The sequence below is a fragment of the Teredinibacter haidensis genome, assembly GCF_014211975.1.
Taxonomy (GTDB): Bacteria; Pseudomonadota; Gammaproteobacteria; order Pseudomonadales; family Cellvibrionaceae; genus Teredinibacter; species Teredinibacter haidensis.
Map to the genome: position 1 here is coordinate 1,387,186 of NZ_CP060084.1, position 26,970 is coordinate 1,414,155.

The 26,970-nt window shown below is 42.6% G+C and carries 5 protein-coding genes; all 5 read left to right on the forward strand.

Annotated features, from left to right (window positions below; all coding sequences use genetic code 11):
* The first annotated feature begins 12 nt into the window (after positions 1-12).
* Positions 13-20,475 carry a non-ribosomal peptide synthetase gene (locus H5715_RS05520; RefSeq protein ID WP_075187483.1) on the forward strand — a complete coding sequence of 6,821 codons (20,463 nt, stop codon included), beginning with the start codon at positions 13-15 and terminating at the stop codon, positions 20,473-20,475.
* The gene (locus tag H5715_RS05525) at positions 20,472-21,599 is read left to right on the forward strand and encodes an ABC transporter permease (protein WP_075187482.1); all 1,128 of its coding nucleotides are present in this window, start codon (positions 20,472-20,474) and stop codon (positions 21,597-21,599) included. The genes H5715_RS05520 and H5715_RS05525 overlap by 4 nt, the downstream gene beginning before the upstream one ends.
* A gap of 17 nt (positions 21,600-21,616) precedes the next feature.
* A complete protein-coding gene (locus tag H5715_RS05530) occupies positions 21,617-23,014 on the forward strand; it encodes a Tat pathway signal protein (protein ID WP_139309901.1) in 1,398 nt (465 codons plus the stop codon).
* 25 nt (positions 23,015-23,039) lie between these two features.
* Positions 23,040-24,344 carry a diaminobutyrate--2-oxoglutarate transaminase gene (ectB, locus tag H5715_RS05535; RefSeq protein ID WP_075187480.1) on the forward strand — a complete coding sequence of 435 codons (1,305 nt, stop codon included), beginning with the start codon at positions 23,040-23,042 and terminating at the stop codon, positions 24,342-24,344.
* 501 nt (positions 24,345-24,845) lie between these two features.
* Positions 24,846-26,903, forward strand: coding sequence for a TonB-dependent receptor plug domain-containing protein (locus H5715_RS05540; protein ID WP_075187479.1), 2,058 nt, complete (start codon positions 24,846-24,848; stop codon positions 26,901-26,903).
* The last annotated feature ends 67 nt before the right edge of the window (positions 26,904-26,970 follow it).

Genomic DNA, 26,970 nt, shown 5'->3' on the forward strand with positions numbered 1-26,970 from the left:
GGAACCATTGTTATGTCGACAAAATTAGAGTCTGCAAAAAATGTTGAAGAATTGCTTCAATATTTGGAGGCTGAAAATAACGCCAGCCCGTTACAAGATGCGAGCCGCTCTCGACAGTCTTTAGATGGGTTTTGGGTTCAGAGTTTTAAAATGATCCCAGAAGCTAATAGCATTATTGAGTTTTTGAGCGCTTGGCATTCCGTTTTAAATTGGTTGCGTTACGACAACAAACCCATTTTAACCTGTGTGTTGAGTTCAGAAGGAACACGTACACTACCGCTAATTTCACACGTAGATAACAAAACATCTTTCGGCGATATGCGCCGTAGCCTGGGTCATCAATGGCTCGAAAACGAGTCGAAATGGCCATATATCAATGAGCTTCCGTCTAAAATTCAGGACGAAATGAAATGCCATAGTGTTTCGGTTTCCGATGATTTTTCAGAAGATAGTCAGTCTGAGTTTTCACTAATTTATGGAAGAGATCGTTTTACGATTAGAGCGGCCAAGTCGATTTTTTCTGAACAGTATGTTGTTGCAATTGGAAAGTTACTGTGTTTTTCGCAGGGAAATGACTCTGGAAATTTGATATCGAAGATGTCATTATCGGAAAGTTCGAAATTTGAGTTAGCCTACTCTTCTGGAAAGCAGCTATCAATACCGGGAAATCTTATTGCTGTGTTTAAAAGCCAGTGCAAGAAAAAACCACAAAAAATTGCTGTCATCGACAGCTTTAGAGAATATACATATGCGGAACTAGACCGATTATCAGACATCTGGGCATTGGCATTGTCTGAAATTGGAGTAGGAGCGGGTGATAACGTTGCTCTCGCGTTCGGGCGGTCTGCAAATATGGTGATTGCACAGTATGCTGTTTTAAAGCTCGGCGGAACCTTTGTACCGCTAGATTACAGTCTTCCGAAAGCACGTTTTGAGTCAATGCATGCTGACGCGAATTTTAGATGCATTCTTACAGAGAATATTTTCGAAGGAGAACTTTCAAGCAAGGCTGGCGCCATCCCCATATTAATGGTTGAATCTATCAGAGGTTCCGGCAATATTAAATTCAATGGCAGTGGTATACTGAGCAGTGATTCCGCTTACATTATATTTACATCAGGATCTACGGGAAACCCAAAAGGGGTAGAGGTTAGCCACGAAAATCTAATCAATTTCGTATCCCATTTCAAGATTGAGAAATACGTTGATGACATGGATGTGTGCACACAATTTGCTCCGTTTTCATTTGACGCTTCCGTTGCAGAAATTCATACAGCTATTTTGAATGGCAAGACGCTATTAGTATTGTCAAAGGAATTAATTGACTCGCCAAGCGATTTGCAGAACTATCTTACACGGAAAACGTGTACTTTCGCTGTATTCCCTCCCCAATATTTACAGCAGCTTTCACCGGAATATTTACCGACGCTTCGGCGCTTAGCGACTGCGGGTTCGGCTCCAACACGCGACATCTTGTGCAAGTGGATGCCTCACGTAAACTATATGAATGCCTATGGTCCGACGGAAACAACGGTGCTCTCTACAGCCTGGGAGGCAGAGACTATTCCTGATGAACATAATCCGATATCCATGGGAAACCCCATTACGAATACCGATGTCAAAATTATTAACCAATTTGGAAAAACATTACCCGTTGGTATGATCGGAGAGCTTTCTATTAGCGGAAAAGGCGTTGCACTTGGTTATGTCAACCAGGAAGAGCTAACGGCCGAAAAATTTATTTTAGGGGACGACGGGCAGCGTTGGTATAGTAGCGGCGATCTAGGCTGTTTTTTGGATGACGGTCAATTGTATTTTAAAGGTCGCGTTGATGATCAAATTAAATTGCGTGGCCATAGATTGGAGCCGGGTGAAGTAGAGTCCGCCGTATCCACCTTGGTTAATGTCGATGTGGCTGCCGTGGTCGTTTATAACGTATCAGATCAAGTTCAGTTAGCTCTGTTTTTGCAGGGTACGCCGTTGACGGAAGCGGAAATGCGTCGTGTTCTTATAGCGAAGATTCCCGATTGGGCGATGCCGAATAGAATTATTTGGCAGGATAAATTACCGCTGACGAATAACGGAAAGGTCGATTACAAGCGATTGAAAGCCACAGTGAATAGCGAGTCATCAGTTGATGTTGTTGATATTTCCTACAAGGATGAATTAGAGCGTTCTGTTGCAAAAATATGGGCTGACGTCTTGCATCGTAATATTATTCGACGTGACGATAATTTTCTGTTTTTAGGCGGTGATTCGCTGACCGCTTTAGTTGTTGCCTCCTCATTACGAAGCAAGGGGTATAGCTTTAGCTCGTCGCTATTGATTCATCAACCTGTATTTATGGATTTCGTCGAGGCTATTCGTAATAAACGTAAAGCTGTAGATCGAACTTATGAAGCTGAAATCGGCAGCGCACCATTAACGCCAATACAGGCATGGTTTTTCCAGCAAGATCTGGAATGCCCGCAGCGATTTTGCCAGTCCCTGGTTATCGAAGTGGCAGAAGCTCTTGATGTACGGATTTTGACGCAGGCTGTGTCTAAACTTTGTGCTTACCACGACATATTACGTGTTAGCTTTAAAGAGCATGGTAACGGCGAGTGGACACAGAATATTGACAGTAAGCCGTCGGGTGACGTTGATATAAAGGTGGTTACTTGCGACGAGACAAAGTTTGGCGAGTTTTCTTTGCTTGAACAATCTTCTCTTGCCGATGATTTGGATATTGAAAATGGGCCTCTCTTTCGAGTCGCACTATTACAAGCGTCTAAGCGAAGTAGAATAGTGTTTGTTTTTCATCACCTATTGGTCGATACCATTAGTCATTCAATTCTCTTGTCCGATCTACAAGTACTTTATAGAAACCCTGATGCAGACATTCATGAAGTCTTACCTGGGAAAAGCTTAAGTTATTTCGCTTGGTCAAATTCTTTGTTGCAGGATTTTCACAACAATGAATCTCTTCTATTCGAATTTTGGAAGCCGGTCATTGAGACGTCGAAAGCATTTCCAGCGCTACCCTTGAAAAAGGGTGTAAGCGGGTCTTTACAAGTAGACATTTTTTCTTTCGACAAGCCTGTTACCGACAAACTATTGGGATCTGCAACAGAATGCTACCGACAATCTCCTGAGGAGTTGCTGATGGGGGCCGTTTATCTTGCGGTTTCTAAAACTTTCAATGTATCGGGTGTTGGATTGGCGGTTGAGTGGCACGGGAGAGATGAGTGTTTTGCAGGAGAGCAGGGGTTAGATAGAACAACCGGTTGGTTTACTAGTATTCATCCGTTGTATTTGGACGTGCCAACACAGGAATTGTCGAATGAAGAGTTAGGCCTTTTCTTATGTGCATTAAAGGAAACACGTGCAACCATTCCCGATCGTGGGAGGGGATTTTATGCGCTTCAATATCAGTCTGAGAACAGGGAAATTCGGACAAATTTTGAAGGCTATACCGGACCGGAGATTATGTTTAACTTTTCCGGTGTTGTTCAACGATCTGCCGATGACTGGGAGGCTATTCCTGTTTCCGCCATTGAAATGGGTGAGGGTAATAAAAACCCATACTGTCTCTCGGTAGAAAGTGATATTCGGGATGGTCAGTTAAGCGTTGGGCTGTATTTGGACAGTGCTCGGTGGTCACAACAACAAGTTACACAATTTAAGAAAAATTTGAGCGATTCTTTGGTGCGAATCGTTTCGCATTGCTCAAATTTGGAAAATATACGCAGAACCCCATCTGATTTCCCTTTGTTGTCTCTTACGAACGAAGAGGTAGCCTGTATCCCGACAAATGTCGACAAAGCGTTTCCTTTGACCGATATGCAGCAAACGCTTTATCGTCATAAAGAAATATACCAAGTGTGGATGCACTACGAATTCCCCCACGAATTTCAAGACGGCGCGTTTAAAGCGGCAGTACAAGATTGGGTTAAGCATAATGAATGCCTACGTACGGTTATTCACACCTGGAAAAGTGGCAAGGTGGCGCAGCTGGTACTTAACGAATATATGCCGATAATCGCCAGTAAGAAGGTGGACGGAGCATCCCGCACACCAGCCGTTGAAATGGAAATTGCAGCGCAAAAGGAGCGGGTTATCGAGTTCGATGCGTTAGCTCCTTACGGGTTGCAAGTATATTCTAGCGACACAAACAATTTTTCGGTGTTGCTGTCGATCCACCATATTATTCACGATGGTTGGACGATAGAACTGCTAATAGATTCGCTAAACCGTTTTTATAGTAAGCACTTGGGCGCAACAGTTGAATTGCCCAAAAAATCTTCGGCGTGCATGCAGGACATGGTACAGGCGCAATTGTATACGGCGAAAGCAACGGATTGTAACGCTTACTGGGATTCAATCTCCTGGGCGGATAACTATTGCTTGCTACCTAAGAGGGTGAATGCCGATCAAGTAAAAGGTCGTCAAATCGAATTACTTTTGACTGAACTGCCTAATGATGTTGTAGCCAGCGCTCGCATTCAGGCGAAGCAACAGGGCGTAACCTTAAATTGTGTGTTTTTATCTGCGTTTGTTTGTTTGCTGCGTTACTTGGGGGGCGCCCACCAAGTACGTTGTGGCGTAATCCAAAGTGGTAGACCGGAAGCGCTATTTGATGTGGATAAAATAACGGGCTGTTGTGTCAATACTTTACCTTTGGTTGTCGATTTCGAACATACGCAATCTTTGGAAAGTATTATCAATGGCGTACATAGCCAGTTACTCACACTGAAAGACTCTGCCACTTATCCTCTTTCAAAAATATATAAAAAATTGAAAAGTAATATAGACGGCGATATCTTTGACTGTCTGTTTAATATCGAAAGCAGTGATTATTGTTCATCACCTGGCGAGGAGAGGCCGAAACTTATAGGTGGATATGAGTCTACCAATTACAATTTTATATTTGGCCTTATTGAAAAAACAAACGCGCAAAGCGAAAAGGACTACGGATTGCGTCTGGGCTTCGATAATAGTCGATACACCCAAGATATGGTGAACAGCTGGGTAGATATTTACGTTAATATATTAACTATTATAGGCAGTAAAAGTGATCAATCTTGGTCTCAGGTTAAACCTCTTCCTGCGCAAGATATGTCTCGAGTTTTACAGTGGAATGATACTACCACCAATTATCCATCAGAAACGTTGTTAGCGGATCATTTTGAAAATTCCGTTAGATGCTCTCCCAATAAAACAGCACTGGCGTTTAAAAATATAAAAATAACCTACGCAGAATTGGATGAGCGAACCGATCGCTTATCGCGTTTATTAGCGTCCAAAGGCGTAGGATCCGAAGTCGTCGTTGGTTTGGTTTCCGAGCGGTCTTTGGAAATGGTCTACGGAATTCTCTCAATAATTCGCGCTGGCGGCGCTTATGTACCTATAGATCCAAAATACCCGGAAGACCGTGTTACCCATATGCTGGAAGAATTGAACTGTTCACTGATTCTTTTGCAAAAGGCTGAATTTTCTTCGGTTATCCCCAAGGGGTTAGAAACCGAGAAAATAGTAATACAGGACGGTATTCAGACTGATGTTTCAGATCTTCCGAAGGTGGATAAACGTTCACAACATACACGACAATTAGCTTACGTGATGTACACCTCTGGCTCTACGGGAAAGCCGAAAGGCGTTATGATTGAGCAGAGATCTATAATCAGATTGATAAAAAACTCGAAGGATATTCAGTTCGCTCAAGATGATTGTATCTTAATTACGAGCGCGCCAGGTTTTGATGTAACCACTTATGAATTGTGGAGTGCGTTGTTAAATGGCCTAACCTTGGCAGTTATTGATGAGGATACTCTTCTCGACCCGGTTTCACTTTCTAGAGAAATTATCGATAAACAAGTAACATTTTTATGGGTGGTTTCGCCACTGTTTAATCAGCTTATACAGGAGAAGCCCGATTTGTTTGCTCCTGTTAAGCGGATTATGATTGGTGGCGACGCGTTGTCTCCGTACCACATTAATCTCACACGTAGTAATTGCCCCAACTTAGTTTTTATTAACGGCTACGGCCCTACGGAAAATACATCTTTCTCGACGTATCACTTCCTATCTGAAGACGATAGTGAAATTATCCCAATAGGTCGCCCGGTAACAAATTCCACCTGTTATATCGTTAATCCAGATGGCCATTTATTACCCCCGGGTGTGAAAGGGGAGCTTTGTGTTGGTGGCCACGGGGTCGCGAGAGGATATTACAATCGTCCAGAATTAACTGCCGAACAATTTTATAACAACCCTTTTTCCGACCCGGAAGATATCCTTTATCGAACAGGAGATCTCGTCAGCTGGCGAATGGACGGGCTCATAGATTTTCATGGTCGAATTGATTTTCAAATAAAAATTCGTGGATTTCGTGTGGAGCTCGGCGAAATCGAAAGTGTTATTTTACGTGTAGCTGCCGTTAAGCAAGCAATTGTTTTGGCTAAAAATCACGGTAATCAGAAACGTCTGTCAGCCTATGTGGTGCAAGACTGTGCTTTAGATGTTAATTCGAGCGAACAATTTATTGAAACGTTGAAGGCCTCACTTTCAGACGAATTGCCAGATTACATGTTACCCGAATCCATTATTCTACTGGAAGCTATGCCGCTAAATGAAAATGGGAAAATCGATCGTCCAAGATTACCTGATCCCGTTTACACCGATGGCAATATCTCCCGCGTAGCTCCAAAAACTGATACAGAAAAAGCACTATGGGAAATATGGAAAGAAGTTCTGAAAATCGATAACTTCGGGGTAACTGACAATTTCTATATGATCGGCGGCGATTCAATTATCGCCATTCAAGTAGTTTCAAGCGCTCTGAAATGCGGTCTCAAACTCTCAACCAGATCTTTAAATGAGCACAAAAATATTCGTGGCCTAAGTCAACTATTAGAGGAGCAAAACAATCAGTCAGGTAGAGAAGTAGAACTACGGGCACCGGAATCCGTATCTGGTGAGCAGCGAATGCTTCCAATTCATTTACATTTTTTATCTTCGGATTCCGTAGACCAACATCATTACAACCAATCTGCTTTAGTTCGCTTGCCTTTAGGCGTTACGCAAGCGCATTTGTTATGTGTTTTTCAAGCACTGGTTGATCGTCATGATGCCTTTAGGTTGCGTTTCCGCAACTCGCCTAATGGTTGGATGGCGAGATACAACAATGAGTTTATCGAATATCCGGAGCAGCTTGGGTCCTGGCTACAGGAGCTGGATTTAAGTCAAGAGACCCCAGAAGACGCGGAACATCTTTTGGAAAGTGCGCTGCTTAAATTACAAAGCGGTTTAGACCTAAAAAGCGGTGATGTCTGTCGCTGGTTACTTGTGCGTGATGAACACTCCGATCGCCTATATTGGGTAATGCATCATCTCATTGTCGACGGAATTTCGTGGCGCATACTAACCAACGATTTTGAAATGTCATTATCAGCTATTTGCAATAATCGCGCTGTGGAGATCGACAACAAAACAAGTAGTTATCAGTCTTGGGCATCAAAATTATATGAGTATGCGAATAGCGAAGAGATTCAAATACAAAAAGATTGGTGGATACAGCAATTGCTAATGGATTCATCTGTGTTGCCCTTTGATGACACCTCGGCTAAACGTAGGCTTGAAGCCGATACAGCGATCATTGAAATTTCGCTCTCAGTAAGTGATACAGAAAATTTGTTACATCGATCCAATCAATGTTATCAAACGTCAATAAACGATTTGCTGCTGTCTGCGCTATCTATCGCTTTGGATACCTGGGCTAATACTCAAAATCTGCGTGTCTATCTGGAAGGTCACGGCCGCGAAGAACTATTTGAGGATATTGACCTTAGCCAAACTGTCGGTTGGTTTACAACTCTATTCCCAGTTAACGTTACGCGTATCAATGGCGACATTGGCCAACAAATCTTGCATATTAAACAAACATTAGAATCGATCCCGAATAAAGGCCTAGGATACGGAGTTTTGCGCTATCTTACTCAGGATGAGGAGCTATTAGATCTGCTAGAAGAAATACCAGAGCCTGACTTAGTGTTCAATTATCTAGGTCAAATGGATGAGCAGGCTGGAAACCAGGTTGATGAATTACGCGTTGAAATGTCAACAGCCGGAGGTACTGTTAGTGGCAAGCGTCAGCGCATGCATGCGTTAGGGGTTAACGGTTACGTAAAAGACGGCGTCTTGCGTTTTAACGTGGATTATCATCGTGAACAATTTAGACCTTCTACCATTTCGAATTTTACTAAGTACTTTAGGTCAGCGCTAATTGATGTGATAAAACATTGCATTGGTTTCGATAGTGATAAGAGTATACCGAAATTCGATTTTCTGTCTGTATCTCGTGAGCAAACAGAAACACTTCAAGAAACGTACCCAACATTAAGCGATGCATACCCAATAACACCGATGCAGCAGGGGTTGGTACTCTATACGCAGCGCGATAATTCTGGAGCCTATTTAACACAGATTAGAATGACGATTGACGCACTCGATATTTACCGATTTAAGAAGGCATGGGAAATATTGGTCGCCCGCTATGACATTTTTCGTACAGCGTTTGTCGATCTTGGCCAACACAATTTGAGCCAGGTAGTATCGCAATCGGTTCCGTTAAATTGGCAGGAACTGACGTTCTCTGGTGATGACTTGGCGCTCGATAGGGCCCTTAATGAAGAGCGCGTAAAGCCTTTTGATACGACACAAGCCCCCCTCATGCGATTCTTGATCCTGCATTTGGATGAAGATCAGTCAATTTTTTCCTGGACGCATCACCATGCACTTTTAGATGGTTGGAGTATGTCGATTGTAATTCAGGACTTAATTAAGACGTACACGCAATTGTTAGGTGGGAAGGCCGTTAGTAGCTATTCAGCACCGTCCTATAAAAATTATATTCATTGGTTAAATGACAGGAACCTTAAAGACGCTGAGGTTTTCTGGAAATCACAGTTAGCAGGTGTTGAGTCGGCCGATCATTTACCGCAAGCAAAGAAAGATATTGACGATAATCAAAAGGGCGAACAAAGGCTTACAACTACCGTATTGGACGAGCCGTTAAGCAGGTCATTACAAAAGCTCGCGCGTGCATCGGGGTTTACCCTCTCAGCCTTTATACAAACAGCGTGGGCGCTACTGCTCAGTAAGTACACTGGCGAACAAGACGTTGTATTCGGCTATGCCATAAGCGGCCGACCAGCAGATCTCGATGGCGTCGAGCGTATGGTCGGTTTGTTTATTAACTCTCTGCCAATGCGTGTTTCTTTGGGCACTGGTGATTCTCTAGCCGCTAGCATAGAAAAGATACAGAAACAGCAAATGGATGCTGATGAGCACAATTATGTTGCGCTTGCAGATATTCAAAAATGGGCGGGATTACGGGCCGACACACGTTTGTTCGAATCTCTAGTTGTGCTAGAAAACTACCCGCTGGACCCTTCAACGTTAAACAGCGATACACCTGGCACCCTAAAAATACTCGATATTCAAGGGGTAGAGCAAAACGATTTTGCATTGAATCTTGTTGTGTATCCTGGCGATACAATGGCAATAAAGTTAGTTTACTTATCAGGATTCTATGATGACAGTACCGCTAAGACCATGTTGGCACATTTTTGTAAATTGCTATCGGGCATGGTTGTCCGTAGTACTTCAGAATTATCGCAAACTCGGCTATGTGATCTACCGTTACTTAATGACGAAGAAATCCAGCGCGCTGTTTTTGAATGGAATAATAGCGCTTTAGATATTCCAAATACGGGCACCATTTATGAACTCATTTATGCGCAAGCAATAGATACGCCAAAAAAAGTAGCACTGGTGATGGATGAGCAATCATGGACCTACAAAGAATTGCTTTCAAAGGTCGATGTTTATAGTCGCTGGTTGCAATCCGAAGGGGTGATATCGGGTGATTTGGTGGCGATCAGTTTACCAAAGAGCCCCGAACTTATAGCGTGTATTCTTGGCACTATTAAATTGGCGGCGGCCTATATCCCGGTTGCATTAGATTGCCCTAAAGATCGACTAGAATTTATCGCATCGGACGCTAATATTCGCGCATTGATTTCGAATAGCGTTGAAAAAGAGCGGTTTAAAAATGTTGAATTTAAAGTTCTATATTGCGACACGTTAGATGTAAAGGAATGGCAGCATGAGAAATTAATTGGACCAACAATAATTGAGAATACTGCACACCACCTTGCGTACATTATTTATACCTCGGGAACTACGGGTCAGCCAAAAGGCGTGGCAATCAGTCATAAAAATCTTATTAACTTTTGTTTTTGGTGTAGATATGATAGTTGGTTAAAGCCTGGCGAGCGAGCCGCGCAATTTGCTCCATTCACGTTCGACGCCTCAGTTGGTGAATCGTTCGGTGCACTAATGAACGGGGCAGAACTGCACCTACTTAGTGAATCACTGATTGAAAATCCCGCAGATGTTGTCGATTATTTAAATCGTCACCATATTGCTTTCACTGCATTTCCTCCATCGTATTTACAACAAATCCAGACGAAAAACTTGCCGAAGGGGATGACCCTCTTAACCGCAGGTGCTGCGCCCCCGATTGAAAAAGTATCTGAATGGGGTGAACAATGTCGTTATATAAACGCATATGGCCCAACAGAAACAACCATCTTGTCCTCGGTGTGGCATTACAATCGTGAGACCATTCTTCACGGAAAACTGCCAATTGGCCGCCCTATTTGTAACACTCAGATGTATGTAGTGGACCAGTATGGTCAGCTTTGCCCGCCGGGAATTAGCGGTGAAATATACATAGGCGGGGCGGGTGTGGCTCGCCAATATTTGAATAACGACGAGCTCACGGATAGGCAATTTATCAGTGACCCTTGGCGACAGCGTAATCGGCTTTATCGGTCGGGAGATCTGGGTCGTTGGCTGCAGGACGGCACTATTGAGTTTGCTGGTCGTCGCGATCACCAAGTAAAAATTCGTGGCTTCCGCATTGAATTGTCCGGTATCGAATTTCAGTTGCGCCAGCAACCTGAAGTTGAACAAGCTTGTGTGTTAGCGAAAACGGTTGGGGCGGACAAGCAATTACTAGCTTGGATTGTTCCGAAGCCTGAAGTGGCTCATTCAAATGCGGTTGACCTAGTGGCAGAGTTGCGTTCGGAACTACGAAAAAAGCTGGCTCACTATATGATTCCTCAAGGGTTTATGGTCGTTAGTGAGCTGCCAGTAACCGCAAACGGTAAAATCGATACCAAAGCGTTATTAACAGCAAATATTGACCCCATTTATGAAGGTGGCTATGTTGCGCCGCAAGGGGAATTCCAATGTGCACTTACCAAAATATGGGCAACACTTTTACATATCGACCCCAAAAAACTTAGTACAACGGCCAATTTTTTCGATATTGGTGGTCACTCTTTGTTAGCAACACGAATGGTGACAGAAATTGCCAATCAACTCGGCGTCAAAATCGAGATTCGTGATGTTTTCGAAATGAGCAATATAGCGAAGCTCGCGGAATTAATTGGTAGTGGTACAACGCCCGACGCACTGGACAGCATTTCAGTGATTGATCGCAACAAGCATCTTCCTGCGTCGTTTTCGCAGCAAAGATTATGGTTTATCGACCAACTAGAATCTGGTAGTGCGCAATATAATCAGCCATTGTTTTTACGGCTAGAAGGCTGCATTAAAATACATGCTTTACAAAAGGCATTAGATTCGGTAGTCGAAAGACACGAGGTTCTACGGACGCGTTTTATTACTGAAAGCGGAGAACCTCATTTACAAATAGACCCTACCAGCAGTGTGCCAGTAAAGATTTTCGATATCAGCAGTATTTCTCAAAAAGAAAAATTGGTTGAAGAAGGAAAAATTATTCAGGAGGAGATTGGTATCCCTTTTAACCTGCAAGATGGGTTAAAACTACGTACAACCTTGATCATTAAATCTGAAATTGAATCAATCTTGGCGATCACCTTGCACCACATCGCCTCCGATGGCTGGTCTTTCTCCCTTTTGATTGAAGAAATATCGGCTCTTTATCAAGAGTTCGTCACCGGTGAAGTTTCTTGCTTACCTGTCCTGAAAATCCAATATACGGATTACGCAGCATGGCAAAGAAATACCTTGCAAGGTAAAAATTTAGAGGTTTTAAGCGACTATTGGAAAGTACAGCTTGCTGATTTACCGCCAGCGCATAAAATCCCACTGGATTTTCCCCGGCCTTCGACCCAGAGCTATAGTGGCGAAGTGTTTGTTCAACATATTGGCCCCGAATTAACGGTTGCACTACGACAGCTTGCACAAAAACATAACACCACCTTGTTTATGGCTTTACAAGCATGTTTTTCTGTATTGTTCAGTCGTTATAGCGGTGAAGAAGATATTGTAATCGGTACGCCAATTGCGAATCGCGAGCAACCAGAAGTAGCACCGCTCATTGGGTTTTTCGTTAATACGCTAGTGTTGCGCAACCAGGTATCGATGGATATGCGATTCGATGAAGTGCTATTGCATTGTCGTGAAGTTGCCCTAGACGCGTATGCCCATCAGCAAATGCCTTTTGATCTACTTGTCGAAGAATTACAACCTGAACGCAGCCTAAGTTACAACCCGCTTTTCCAAGTGATGTTTGCATTGGAGAATATTGATAGCCGTAGAAAAATTCAGTTGCCAGATTTAACCTTGGCAGCTATGGAGAATCCTGTACAGGTAATGGCCCAATTTGATCTTTCTCTCGATATTGCAGAGGGGAATGACCAGCTTGAAGCCGTATGGAGCTACGCAAGTGACCTGTTCAAGGCCAGCACCGTAGAACGGATGGCAGGGCATTTCGAGCAATTGCTGAAATCTGTCTGTGAACATCCAGGGTGTACGATTGGTAAGCTGCCAATGATATCTTCGGATGAAAAACGTCAATTGCTGCAGGAATTTAATTTGCCGCTGCAACCCGAATTGTTTAGCCACAGTTGGCCGGAATTATTTAAATCGCAAGTATTAAAAAGTCCAGACAGTATAGTTGCTGTATGTGAAAGCCAATCGCTGACATTTTCTGACTTGGATAGGCTGTCGTTAAATTTAGCTAAGGCATTTAACGCCATGGGGGTTGGTCAGGATTGTATTGTCGGTCTTCTTGAAGATCGAGGTATTGACTTACTCGTAATGATAGTGGCTGTGCTTCGCGCTGGCGCGGCCTACTTACCGTTAGACCCCACACAGCCAAAAAATCGCTGGCTTGAAATTCTGAACGACTCATCCCCAGACCTTCTGGTTGTTGGCGATAATTACGCCGATCAAGTGCTTTGGTTGGAAAGTTCATGGATAAACCCAAGACTCGCCACACTTACGGAAGTGCGCAATTATGAATACGATTCTACCCGTGAATTACAGGATGTCGCGTTAACCGATTTGGCGTATGTGATATTCACTTCGGGTTCTACAGGTAAACCGAAGGGCGTAATGATTGAACACCAGGGCATGATAAATAACATGCTTTCAAAGGTTAAGCCTCTTGGCTTAAGTGACAACGACGTTATCGCCCAAACAGCCTCGCAGTGCTTTGACATTTCGGTTTGGCAGTTTTTGACTGCGCCGATTATCGGAGCCACGGTGGTAATATTCACCAACGAAACAACTCGAGACCCTCAAGCACTGGCTGAATTGCTATACCGTCATAGTGTTTCGATTTGGGAGCCGGTACCGTCTGTAATTCAATCTATATTACCGTTAGGTCGTGATCTGCCTTCTTTACGCTGGGTATTACCTACTGGCGAAGCGTTGATGTCAGGCTTAGTTGAACGGTGGTTTAGGCAGTATCCCCGTGTGCCATTAATGAACGCCTACGGGCCGGCAGAATGTTCGGATGATGTTTCTTTTCAGCCTATATATGGCCCAGTGGAATGCGTTTTAATCGGTAAACCCGTCGCGAATGCTCGATTACATGTTGTAGACAGGGACTTGAATTTACTTTCAATCGGTATTATTGGAGAGCTTGCGATTTCCGGTCCGGTTGTAGGGCGAGGCTATTTACATCGTGAAGACCTTACCCATGAGGCATTTAAAATTAATCCCTATACGCTGGATAAATGGGACAATCGTCTATACCTTACGGGCGATTTGGTCAAACGCCACGAAGACGGGAGCTTGGAATATATTGGGCGTAAAGACTCACAAGTTAAAATTCGTGGTTTCCGTATAGAGCTTGGTGAAATTGAATCACGATTTTCGCAGTATCCTGCGGTAAAAGAAGCTGTCGTTAAGGTTGTCAGTGTTGATGATGACGATAAACGTCTAATTGCGTATGTCGTTATCGATCCCAGCGCTAAGGTTACAGTCGAAGATTTGCGCGAATCCATTCGGTCTGAGTTGCCGGAATATATGGTGCCTACTTGGCTGGTATCTCTGGATTCAATTCCGTTAACGGCTAACGGTAAAGTTGATACAAAATCGCTGCCGGAACCGGACACATCACATTTACATACAGAAAATTATGTTGCTCCTGAAGGCGATATAGAACACCTGTTAGCTCAATGTTGGCAGTCTGTATTAAAAGTTGAGCGGGTTGGTCGACGTGACAATTTTTTCAATATGGGTGGTCATTCGTTACTGGTGATGAAGCTTATGGAATTGCTTCGTAATCAGGGTTTGAATATGAATGTTAGATCAATATTTGAAACCGAAGATCTTGCAGAGTTAGCTGAATCCTTGACGCGACAAACTGATAACGATCTGTTTGTCGCGCCGCCGAACAAAATACCGGAGGGCTGTGAAAGAATCACGCCGAATATGCTGCCGTTGATCGCACTTACTGACGATCAGATTACTTTAATCGCCAACCAGGTTCCCGGTGGCCACAGTAATATTCAGGACATTTATCCTTTAACACCGTTGCAGGAAGGAATCCTATTTGATCATCTAGTCAGCGAAGTGGGAGACACATACTTAGCTTCCATCCTGCTAGGCTTTGAAACGAAAGAGATTCTTGATCGTTACTTATCTGCCCTTCGTCAATTGATTGGTCGGCATGACTCTTTGCGAACTGCAATTCTCTGGGAAGACTTGCCTCGCGCGATTCAAGTGGTTTATAAAAATGCAGAACTGGAGACTATCAATGTAGATTTAAATCCGAACCGTGATGCCGTGGAACAGTTCGAGGAAATGATGGGGCTCGAGGGACGTCACATCGATCTACGAAAAGCACCCATTGTTGGTTTAATGATCGCGAAAAATCCCGAAAATGGCATGTGGCTGGTATTGCAACAACAGCACCATTTGATTTGCGACCAGGTCTCTATGGAAATTGAATTTGGCGATATTGTTGCCTTTTGGAATAATAAGGGCGAAAGCTTGGAGCCTCCGGTACCGTACCGTGAATTTGTGGCTCACACCATGCACCGCGCGGAAACTTGCGATGCACAAGAGTATTTCCGTAAATCTTTGGCTGGTGTCGATGAGCCTACAGCGCCTTTTGGATTAATGGATATTTATCGCGGCGGGAAAAGCACCACAGAATTTGAATACACCTTAGCAACCGAGTTAACGCAACGGTTACGTCGAAGTGCATACACATTGGGCGCCTCACCCGCGGCCATATTTCACTTGGCTTGGGGCTTGGTTTTGGCGCGTTGCTGCAACCGCGATGATGTGGTGTTTGGCACGGTAACGTCGGGTCGCTTACAGGGTACGAATGGTGCAGACAGAATATTTGGATTGTTTATTAATATGCTGCCATTCCGTTTGCCCATGGCACATCTTTCTGTTGCCGATGCGCTTACTTTTACGCGCGAAAAGCTAGTTGAATTGCTGAATTATGAACAGGCGCCGTTGGTTGAGGTTCAGCGTTGCTCAGAGCTTCCTGGGTCCACGCCTTTATTTAGCGCGATATTAAACTTCCGGCACGATGCAAATCGAAAGGTTGACCTGGAAAATGTAATAGAGGGGGTAAAGCTTCTCAAAGCACCTGGTGACATCAGTAATTATTTATTCGATATGTCAGTCAGCGACGAAGGTACTGGATTCACGCTAACCGCAAGTATTGACGAATCCATAGGCTCAGAACGAATTATGGGTTATATGTGTCGCGCGCTAAATGAAATCAGCCGGGCGCTGGATGACGCTCCGGAAACGCATTTGCTATCGCTGCCAGTACTTTCAGATAAGGAACAAGCTCAATTATTATCAGAATTTAACTATCCGTTTCAACGCAATTTGTTCAGTAGTCCCTGGACAGATCTGTTTTCGGACCAAGTTGCTAAAACGCCTAATAAGATCGTCGCAGAGTGTAATGGAGATTCTCTTACCTTTTCGGAGCTCGATAAGAAGTCAGACAATCTTGCCAAAAGGATTATTATCAAGGGCATCGGCAAGGGCTGTATTGTTGGTTTATTGGACAATCGGGGCCTTGACTTACTGACTATGATTGTTGGTGTTTTGAAATCTGGTGCGGCCTATTTACCACTTGATCCGACACAACCGACGAAGCGTTGGCTAGAAATCCTTAGGGACTCAAAGCCAGACTTACTGTTGGTTGGAAACAGTTTTGACGAGGAAATTTGTTGGCTAAAAGGTGAGTGGACAGCGGAAATAATTATTACGTTAAACGATACTGAGCAGGTGGTTCTCGACGATCAGATAGAGCTACCTGATATTGAATTACGTGATCTTGCCTATGTTATTTTCACCTCTGGTTCAACCGGAAAACCCAAAGGAGTAATGATCGAACATATGGGTATGGTGAACAACATGCTGACTAAAGTAGCACCTCTAGGCTTAACTGAAGGGGATGTTATCGCACAAACAGCGTCTCAATGTTTCGATATTTCAGTTTGGCAGTTTCTTACGGCTCCCATCCTCGGGGCTAAAGTGGTGATTGTTGACAATGAAACCACGCGCGATGCTCAAGCCTTGGTTGAATGTTTGAGTCGTAACGGCGTGACCATTTGGGAGCCGGTACCATCCGTAATTCAAGCCTTATTACCTCTCGCCCACCCTTTACCTACCATGCGCTGGGTATTACCTACTGGCGAGGCGTTAGTGTCTGGATTGGTTGATCGCTGGTTTAAGCAATATCCCAACGTGCCGATGATGAATGCCTATGGTCCTGCGGAATGTTCCGACGACGTCGCCTTCCAGCCTATTACAGGGCCTGTCGAGCGCGTGTACATCGGTAAACCTGTGCCCAATGCGAAATTACATGTGGTTGATCGTCATTTGGCACTCTTGCCTGTTGGTGTGATCGGTGAGTTAGCGATCTCGGGGCCAGTTGTAGGGAGAGGGTATTTACATCGCCCTGAGCTTACCGACGAAGTGTTTAGAGCAAATCCCTATGCTCAAGATGAGCTTGATACCCGGTTGTATCTTACTGGTGATCTGGTGAAACGCCACGAAGATGGTAATCTGGAGTACATCGGCCGTAAAGATTTCCAAGTGAAGGTTCGTGGGTTCCGCATTGAATTGGGAGAGATAGAGTCGCGTTTATCACAACACCCAGGTGTTAAAGAAGTGGTGGTTGCCGCACTAGCCAACGCGCAAGGAGACAAATATTTAGTCGCTTACGTTATATTTGAAGGCAATACGTTTTCGAAGGAGCAATTGTCCGACTACCTTGCGGCAGAGCTTCCTGATTACATGTTACCAAGTATCTATGTGACTCTCGATGCTATGCCATTAAACAATAACGGAAAAATTGACCGTAAATCCCTGCCAGAACCCGAAATTTCCAGTGCTCAAATGCACGAATTTGAAAAACCCGAGAGCGAAATTGAAATAAAAATGGCGCAAACTTGGCAGGAAATACTAAACCTGGAGAAGGTCGGGAGGAACGATAACTTCTTCGATCTAGGCGGAAATTCAATACTGATTATTCGACTGTTGAGTGAACTGAAAGCGAAGGGTATTGAGCTGCATGCTAACGACATTTACACTCATCGTGTTCTAAAAGATTGTTGTGCACGCGTACGGAAAAGTGGCCAAAGTCTGAAAATTTGGTTAGATACTAATGGAGGCTCTTTCGTTTGGTCTGAATTTAAATGGCAGGGACAGATACTTAAATCGCTTATCCTCTGCGAACCGCTAAAAGCCAAAGAGGCAGAGTTGAGAATAATTCTGGCGGCAGAAGAGGAAGACCTTATACCGGATTATGTTGCTTATGCAGATAAGCCAGAGGAGCTTTCAAAACGACTTCAAAAGCGCGGTTTACGCGCGATGCCAAAATGGAAGCTTACAAGTGCGAGAGATGTTAAGCGTAGCCTCAATGAACAGATGAATGTATTTGAATCCAGTCTTATATCTGGCAAAGTCGAAACGCGCTTCCCGTACAGCCCTATGCAAAAAGAATTATTACAGTGGAAAACTAGAGACGATTTTGAATGGGTGTCTGTCCGCGGATATTTCACACCGCAACACTTGCAAAAAGCATTCTATAAGCTGATGTGCGAACAGGACATGCTTCGTGTTTTAAGCGATGAGGGTAGTCAGGAGTGGCTATTAGTCGATAAAAGTGCTTTAAGTGGTAATTTTCCATGGGTCGATCTGTCTGGATACAGTGCTGGAAAAGCTGAAAAGCTAATGAAGCTGTTGTTTAGACAGCTCCGGCAAAAGCAATGTAAATCGACATTACCCTATATGGGGGTTTGGATAAAACGTTCGGATACACTTCATCAGTTGATAATGATGGACGACCATATGATTTCTGATGGATCATCTTCGGCATTTATTCAACGGCGCCTGGATGAGCTCGTTAAGGATAGAGCTTTGGGTGTCCATCATTGCTATCGAGACTACATTCGCGAAGTTTGGAAAAACACTGGTGACGAAACTTGTACTGCGGTCATCGAAAACCTTGAATTAGTGAAGACCGTAGCTTGTGTAAAGCCTACTAACCAGAGGTTAACGGCCCGGGAAAATAAGAAATTACGTAGTAGGCTGATAAAAGTTCCGATGAAAGACGGCGAAGCCGCTGTCGATCAGGCTTTCAATTGGTTTAAAAAATTGGTTTTCGATGTATTAAATGTCAAACAATTTGTAATGGTGATGAACCACTACGGTCGACAGCTTAACGATACAACATATTTCGACCAGGTTGGACTGTTTATGGACAAAATTCCACTGCTCGTTAATGGGGATACGCAGTTACAACAATTGAGTAACAAGATAGAGTATTTAGTTAAAAACAGCATTAATTTTATGGCCTTGGAAAAATCCGGGAATGAAATTATCCAACAATCTTTCCCCGGACTTAGTCATGAAATCCTCTTCAATTATGAAGGGGAGATAGGAGAGCATGATGTTATGCACGAAATTCTTTCCGAGCAAAAGTCCGAAGAAAAACTTAAACAATATTGTGGCATTTTATTTGAGGCTTACAGCCTGAATAGCGATTTAATTATTCATTGCGCTTTCCGCGGAAGCTCCGATGATGAAGAACGTTTGTTGAAGGTGATCCCAGGGGAAAACTTTAATCCCACTAGTGTCAGTAGAAACACGCATAAATCAAATGATGAATCGATCAGTGTGATCCAAAATGAAGGGCTATCTAGCAACAAAGGGGAGAACATGAAGTATTCAATAGAGGTTAACGACGTTAGGAAGCATTATGGAAGCTTCGAAGCTGTTAAGGGGGTAAGTTTTAAAGTCGAGCAGGGTATATGTTTCGGGATTCTCGGCCCAAATGGCGCTGGGAAAACTTCCCTGCTCAGTATGATAGAGGGTATATCAAAAATCACGTCAGGAAGTATTAGCGTGCTTGATATGGATGTCGCCACGAAGATTAAAAAAATTCAACCCCACGTTGGAGTTCAGTTACAACAAAATAACTACTTTGAATTTTTAACGGTTGACCAGCTTTTACGGTTTTACAAAGAGTTGAGATCTGCGAATAACAGAAATGTTTCGGGCGAGTCTGTTGACGAATTATTGGATAGACTCAATCTGTCGGACAAGAAGAAGTTTAAAGTCGATGAGTTGTCGGGCGGGCAAAAGCAGCGCTTATCCATAGCGATAGCGCTACTTGAAGATCCGGATATTTTGTTCCTGGATGAGCCGACATCAGCACTGGACCCACACAGTCGTCATGACGTCTGGAAGTTTATAGAGCATCTAAAGAAAGATAAATCAAAAACCATTATTTTGACTACTCATTATATGGAAGAAGCGGAAACTCTTTGCGATGAAATTATGATTATGAGTGATGGGAAAATTATCTCACAAGGGACACCTTCTGACCTCATCAATACACTCAGTCCGCATCACGACATACACTTGCAATTCGGTCGCGGCGAGTTTGAAACAGATTGTCTGGTTGAGCTTTCCGGCATAATCGATTACCAGTGGGAAAGTCAAGCAAAGCAGCTCACGATTAAAACGGAAAAATTCACAGAAACCTTAAAAGAAATACTCGATATCAGTGAAACGAAACGATTGGAAATTGTTAACTTCAATATAAATCGACCTAACCTAGAAGACGTATTTTTATCTAGCACCAAAAAGGAACTCGTAGAATGAAGAAGACTTGGATATTTTTTAGGTTAAGAATGTTGCAATTGAAGTCCGATAAAACAGCGCTCTTTTTCTGTTACGTGTTTCCTGTCATTTTGTTACTAGGGATTGGGTACCCTCTGCAGTTACAAAGTGATCCGAAAATTGAGCTGTACTACCATGATTCGGCTGTCAACGAGGAAAGCCATGGGTTTATAGAAGCACTTTCGAAACAGAAGTTATTGGAGCTTAAACAGTATGTTGATAAGGATATATCACCGTACCAGGCAGTTTCGGAGAATGAGATTAAACGTTATATGGAGATTCTCCCTCAGGGTGAATCTCCTATAAAATCCGGTGTTGGCATGAAGTTGGAGCCGGCTGAATTTTCGATAGATAAACTTACAACCATTTCGCTTCATTTGACGAAAAACAATATTGACGAAAATAGAATCGAGAATTCTGCAATTGCAAGTATTATCAACCGCGTTGCTTCTGGTAATAACGAAACAGAGCTTGATCAATATCTTCTGGAAAGCGACCGACTTACATCGTATTTGGTGACGTTGCTTCCGGGTTTGATCGGTTTGACTCTAATGATTATCGGGTTTAACGGCTTTGGCTCAGTTCTTATTGAAGAAGAACATCATGGTTTATTCAAAAACATTAAGACAATTGATGTGTCGCCTATTCCGTTTTTAGCGGGGCTATTCTTGTCTCGGCTATTGATTTCTTATTCAGTTGCTTTTGGTTTATGTCTTGTTAGCGTTCTTGTTTTCGGAATTCAATTTAATTTTAACTGGGCACTTTTAATTTTGGTCGTAACTCTAGGTAGTGTGGCCTTTTTGGGTATAGGCTTAGTTATAGCAACGATTAGCCCATCCACAACGGCGTTTAACGGTATTGTGAACTTTATACAGATGCCGTTTATTGTATTAGGCGGAGTGTTTTTCTCGATCACCTTGTTTCCAGAATGGCTTCAATATCTATCCATGTCTATACCGCTTACACAACTCAATATAGCCATGCAAAAAATTCTGTTTGATGGTGGATCTATAGATGCTCTTAAAGATATGGTAGTAGAATTTTCGGTTCTGTTCGGCTGGTGTATTGCGTCACTATTCGTCGCTAGAATGAAGTTTAAGTGGTAAAAAAAGGGTTGGTTAGCATGGCTTTAAGGCGTTACCCTTTATCAATCTGGGTCAGATTTCTTGTTTTAAGTCTGTCTCTGTGTGAAACAAAAGTTGTCTATGCTCAATTCCAAAATGGAGGTTTAGAGAACGATACTACAAAAGATGGAGCCTCCTACAGTGTTCTAGCAGAGGAAGATATTGTCTTTGGCGATGAGTTTGACTTTGTCGGAGACGAATCGGAAGAAATTTCGAGTGGCGAATCAAAGAGAAAAACGTTTCTCGGAGGTTCTAGAAAGTTTATCTACCAGCATGATTATGCGTATATTTTCACAGATCCAAAGGAGGTGGGTAGTAATCGATCCTCACTTCGCTTTCAGTGGAATAGGGTGGCTTTCAATAGACTCTATTTAAACGTAGATATAAAACCAATTATCTATTTTTCTGGAGATGACGCCCTAGAAGACGGCAACAATATTGACACAACGATAAAAACAAAAGAGTTGTATGCAACCTTAAATGTAGGAGATACCACCTTTACAATTGGTGATAAAATTGTTGTTTGGGGTGAGGCTGAATCGACCGCCGTCACAGATATTATTAGCCCGCAAAACATTACGGATATGGTTTTCACTAGTTTAGACGAGTCGAGAATTTCGCAAAGTATGCTATTGGTCGAGCATTACGCGAATACTCATCAATTATCCCTAATTGTGAACCCGAATATAAAATTTGATGAGCAACCAGGAATTGCTATCCAGAATGGTTTGCCTAGAGAGGTAGATGACAAGAGCTTTGAGTTAGGTCTTAGATGGAAGGCTCCCATTGGGCTTGGTGATTTTTCCCTTATGATTGCTGATGTTATCGACAATAGTTCTATAGAACGATATTCAAATGATATTAATTTGGGTACAGTTTCGATTAGCAACTATTATAAAAACTATCAAATGTTGGGTGCCGCTGCCAGTCTAAACTTAGGGAATATGGCATTACAAATTGAATCGGCTTTTAATAAAAATAGAGCTCAGGAGTTAGTCCTTAGAAACTTTGACAGAAATCGATTTCCAGACGGATACGGCGTGAGTGATGAAATACTCTTGGCTGTTAATGTTAACTATCAAGAGAATGGTTTGAGGGATTGGAGCGCCGGAATTTTACATACACAATACTTGGATTATTCCGACAGATTTTTGTTGGGCGAGGAAAGTTTAAACGAAATATATTTTGGTGTTTCCAATAAATTCTACCACGAACTGGTCACTATTGATGTGGAATACCAATATCAGATTGAATTGGAGGCAAGTATTGCGTATCTATCGACAAGCTATTCTGCATCCGATAATTTTACCCTCAGTATTGATGTTTTTAGTTTGGATAATATTGAAGGTGGTTTTGATCAAGATAGTGTCACTACACGAATAATATATAATTTTTAGGGTTTTTCCCGTTTTTGGAGAGTATATGGATACGAATTTGGATGTATTCAACCATTTTGAATCGCAAGTACGATCGTATTGTAGAGCGTTCCCTACTGTATTTGTCAAAGCAAGAGGCAGCCAGTTATACGATGAGTTTGGAAATGAATTTATCGATTTCCTCTGTGGCGCCGGATCCGTCAACTATGGACACAATAATCCAGAAATAAAATCGGCAATTATCGATTACCTGGAAAACGATGGCATTGCGATGGGTTTGGATTTCCATACTCAGGCAAAAAGGGATTTTATTTGTAAGTTTAACGATTACATTTTGATGCCGAGAAAATTAAATTATCGTATGCAGTTTACGAGCCCTACTGGTACCAGTGTGGTTGAATCTGCTATTAAACTTGCGCGCAAATATACGGGAAGAGAAAATATTATAGCATTTACCAACGGCTATCATGGGATGTCTGGTGTATCTCTAAGCGTTACAGGTAATCGATACAATCGGCAATCGGTGTCTTATAGCAGCGTTTCTCGCTTTCCTTTCCACAATTATCTAGGCAACGAATACGATGAAATTGGTTACTATAGAAAAATGCTAACGGATAACAGCTCCGGTATTGATATACCTGCAGCATTTATTTTGGAAACAGTTCAAGGTGAGGGCGGTATTAATATCGCTAGCGAAAAATGGTTGCAGGATATCTGTACCTTAGCCAAAGAATTTGGCGCGTTGGTTATTGTTGATGATGTCCAATCCGGATGTGGTCGAACGGGTAAGTTCTTTAGTTTCGAACGCGCTGAGATTAAACCTGATATCGTCTGCTTGTCAAAATCAATTGGCGCCTACGGCATCCCTATGTCGCTGTTGTTGTTCAAAGATGAGTTAGATGTTTGGGGAGCGGGCGAAGATAATGGGACGTTTCGAGGAAACAACATTGCCTTTATAGCCGCAAGTAAAATGTTAGAACTTTATTGGGACGGAACTTCATTTGAAAATGAAGTTCGGGATCGAGGACAGGTTGTGTCTGAGTTTTCTGCTCGCATGAAAAAAGAACACTCAGGATTGATTCGGGATACTAGAGGAATTGGCCTGATGCAAGGCTTAGAATTTTTCGATGAAAATCTATGTGGAAGAGTATCAAAGCTATGCTTTAAAAACGGACTGGTTATTGAACGAAGCGGCGATCGAAGCCAAGTATTAAAAGTTATGCCAGCTTTAACGATTGATATTCCGACGCTTAAAAAGGGCTTGAGTATTATCGAATTTTCTATTTCTGAATCATTGGGTTTAAAATTTAAGGTTAGCTCGGAATCCATAGAGGATGTCACCGCTATTTAGTTACAGTCCATGATGTCGGTTGATTTAAAGTAATGTGATTTGATATAGATTTTTTGGTTTGGCCGCTATCGTATAATTAAACCTGTGTTAAAAGCTTAGTTAATGTTTTTCTACTGAGCTAGTAATTATGCGATTTCGGTCCCAACTGATAGGTGTAGTTGACCTGTAATTAGACCCCGCGTTTAAATAATTCCGGCAACAATTGTTTATGTTTTCCGAATTTGTTGCGGCTCGCCGTTGCATTTAATTTTGTTTAAGAAGAATAAAATCACTTATCGTTTTGCGATAGCGTTTTCCATGTCATTGATCAACAGTGGGAAGTAGGCGTTGAGTTAATAACTATTGGAATTGAGCGGATCCTCACAGTTAATAGAAAAATCGGGAATGGTTATTCTCACGTCAAACATATTGTTTTACTATCTCCTTGAATGTTTTGTGTCTCTTGCTTACTTATTAAGACATATCGGTAGCTATTTAATATCATCCAATAAAGGATCAAAGATGAAATACATATACGCTGCAGCTTTCGGTGCGGCGATTACGAGCAGTCAACTTGTATTCGCACAAAATATTGCTGAAAAACAGGAAGTAAATAGAGGTAACGAGAGATCTAGTCAAATTGAAGAAACTATTGTTACAGGGTTTAGGAAGGCGGGATTCACTGAAATCACGGAAGATGCTGAAAAGCTTATGAATATCCCGGGCGCGCTAGGTGACCCTATAGGTGCGATTACCGCGTTGCCCGGAGTTATTTCTCCTGTGGGCGGTGGTGAGCCTGCTGTGCGCGGATCGGCGCCTGAAGATAATCGGTATTATATTGACGGCATGCCAGCCGGCTATATTTTTCACGAATTTAACACTTCAATATTTGATGAGAATGTTGTTCAGGATTTTCAATTGTTCTCGGCAGGGTTCGGTGCACAGTATTCAGAGGCAACAGGAGCCGTATTTGATATTCGTTTACGAGATCCGAGCAATATCGATTTCACATCGAAATTGAACATATCTATGTTGCGCGCAGGAATTTTTATCGAAAGTGGATTAACTGACAATACGGCGTTTTATTTGTCTGCCAGGCAAGGACTTATTCACCTTTTTGTTTCCGAAGAAGATGAAGCCGATGATGATGGCATGAGACTGATTACTGCGCCCAAGGATAGTGACTATCAATTTAAGGGAAGCTGGGATGTCTCAGGTTCCCATGGTGTAACTTTAAGTTTGGCGGGTGCATCCGATTTTGCCGAAGCTGAATTTGGTGAGTTTTCCGATGATGTACAGAAAAATCCGGATTTTTCAGGAAAAGCCACTGTGGATCGAAAATTTGATAGCCAGGGAATTAACTACCGCTATCTTTCCGATGACTACGTGGAATCCAATTTAACTATTGCCCGATATACTGACTCTCAACTTGTAGAGTGGGGGAATAACTATTTTTTGGAATTGGAGTTAGAAAATATCCTGGCTAGGGGGCACTATAGCCGAAGCGTAGGAGCACATACTTTTTCGATAGGCGGCGAATACAGTGATAAAACCTATGATTACACAGCAAGGCTTATACAATTTGTGTGCACTGATTTTGATGTGGACTGTCAAGATCGACGTGGATTGATTGATGAAACTGAAGAGGCATCCGTTGCAGAAACCAATATTTACATTACTGACAACTGGCAAGTTACGGAGGACATATTGGTTGAAGCTGGTATGCAACGTAGTGGCAACAACTACACAGATGAATATTTTGTAAATCCCAAGATATCAATGTCGTGGAAGATATCCGATGTCATCACCTTAATGAGCTCAGCCGGTAAATATAACCGTACACCGAATATCGATACAATATTATCGTCCGTTGGTAATCCACACCTAAAATCTCCGCGCGCTTCGCATTTAACCTTTGGCATGAAAGGTCGAACAAACACTTCTTGGACTTGGACTATTGAAGGATATTACAAAAAACTTACAGAACTTCCGTTAGCTCTCGACGAATCACAACCTGATGTGGATCTTTACTACAGTAACGATGTGGAAGGGCGCATTCACGGGCTTGAATTTATGCTTAATAAGGATTTAGTGGGTAAATGGTTCGGTTGGGCGTCTCTATCCTTGGCGAAAAGTGAAAGAACAAACTTGAGAACTGACGAAACACGGGAGTACACTTTAGACACCCCTGTCGTATTCAATTTTGTAGCCAACTATGAAGTTAACCATCATTGGACAACCGGTGTGAGATTTACCTTGAAAAGCGGGGAAGCATCAACAGAGATTACAGGTATTCAGGCTAACAGCGACTTCCCTGATCACTACTTACCTGTTTATGGCGAAGCTTATACCGATCGTTTGCCCTTTTATTCTCGCTTGGATTTTCGTGCAGAGCGTGAATTCTCATTTTATGGGAACGACGCCAACTTCTATATCGACATTCTAAATCTTCTGAACCGTGAGAATGTGGTTTCAGAAGATCTGGATTATGAGAGAGTGAACGAAACCGGCGAGCTATATTTGAAAGAATCCGTCGATATGGGAATATTTCCATCCATTGGATTTTTAATAACGTTTTAATGGCTTAGAAAGATTGTCAGGGATTTCTACGCCTTAGTTGTTATTAATTAATACACAGTAAAAATGG

Excerpts from the sequence above, each read along its gene's own strand:
- ectB (WP_075187480.1), top strand. The coding sequence starts at position 23,040 with ATGGATACGAATTTGGATGTATTCAACCATTTTGAATCGCAAGTACGA.
- H5715_RS05540 (WP_075187479.1), top strand. The coding sequence starts at position 24,846 with ATGAAATACATATACGCTGCAGCTTTCGGTGCGGCGATTACGAGCAGT.
- H5715_RS05525 (WP_075187482.1), top strand. The coding sequence starts at position 20,472 with ATGAAGAAGACTTGGATATTTTTTAGGTTAAGAATGTTGCAATTGAAG.
- H5715_RS05530 (WP_139309901.1), top strand. The coding sequence starts at position 21,617 with ATGGCTTTAAGGCGTTACCCTTTATCAATCTGGGTCAGATTTCTTGTT.
- H5715_RS05520 (WP_075187483.1), top strand. The coding sequence starts at position 13 with ATGTCGACAAAATTAGAGTCTGCAAAAAATGTTGAAGAATTGCTTCAA.